Source organism: Falsihalocynthiibacter sp. S25ZX9 (assembly GCF_041205405.1).
Taxonomy (GTDB): Bacteria; Pseudomonadota; Alphaproteobacteria; order Rhodobacterales; family Rhodobacteraceae; genus Falsihalocynthiibacter; species Falsihalocynthiibacter arcticus.
Map to the genome: position 1 here is coordinate 1 of NZ_JBGFCD010000064.1, position 916 is coordinate 916.

General features: G+C 53.4%; 1 protein-coding gene. It reads right to left on the minus strand.

Annotation, left to right across the window (positions count from 1 at the left end; genetic code table 11):
- Nucleotides 1-288 precede the first annotated feature (288 nt).
- Entirely contained in the window at nucleotides 289-639 is a 351-nt protein-coding gene (locus AB9F29_RS21270; RefSeq protein WP_369757174.1) for a hypothetical protein, read from the minus strand.
- Between the last annotated feature and the right edge of the window lie 277 nt (nucleotides 640-916).

A 916-nucleotide genomic window follows, 5' to 3' on the forward strand; every position in this document is an offset into this window, starting at 1 on the left:
TTGGCTGGGATGGTAGGAACCCCAGCAAGGGGATCGTTTTCTTCGACTTATCCGATCAATACCACGAACTGGGGCATTCCTGGGGGCCTTTTGTGGCCTTTGTGGACAATCTGGGGGACTGTTCAGTGAACGGGAAGAAGGCGTTCAGGGCTCTGGGGAGGTATCACCTGAGCTGGATGCCCCCCCCCAGACGTAGTAAAAAATTACTTTGTAAAAAAAACCCACCCAGACATCTAGGAAGATGCCCAGGTGGGGAGTGTTGTTATGCTGTTGTTTCGGGATCACCGCTTAGCAAGCGACCATCAGGTCACCGGCCATGTCCTCTTCCCAGCACTCGCACTCAGCTGTGTCAGTGTTTGGGGCGTAGGGAAGCAGGAAGCCTACGGTCCAGTCTCGCGCATCGAAGTGAACCATCTCGCCCAGCGCTGCAGCCCAGACCAGGGCCTCTTCGCTAACGCCGGTGGACTGCTCGAAGCCAGCAAGGTCATTGTGTTCGACGAAATAAGCGCTGTCGCCGTTGTCCGTGATGATCTCGAAGCCAGCAAGGCAATCGCGTTCGATAAAGCAAGCGGCGTCGCCGTTGTCGGTGATGATTTCGAAGCCAGCGTGGAAAGGTTGGTTTTGCGTGTGAAGTGTCATGTAGTATCCTAACGTTTTATGATTGATTATTAACATTAGGGTCGGGTAGTTGTAACTCGTTGAAACTAAACAATAATCACTTTTTAGGCAAATGGCCGAAAAGGGGTGTGGAAACTGGGTGTAGCCTGGGTCCGGCTGACGGGGAGGGTAAGTACCAGTTGGTGGTGAAGGAGAGGGTCAGTTGTTGTTGGGGTCGTTGGAGGGCCCCCAGCGGGGAGGTTACCTGTTAAGGAATAGGTATAAGTAATGGATAAGAAGACTGGGGATGGGGGGGGGA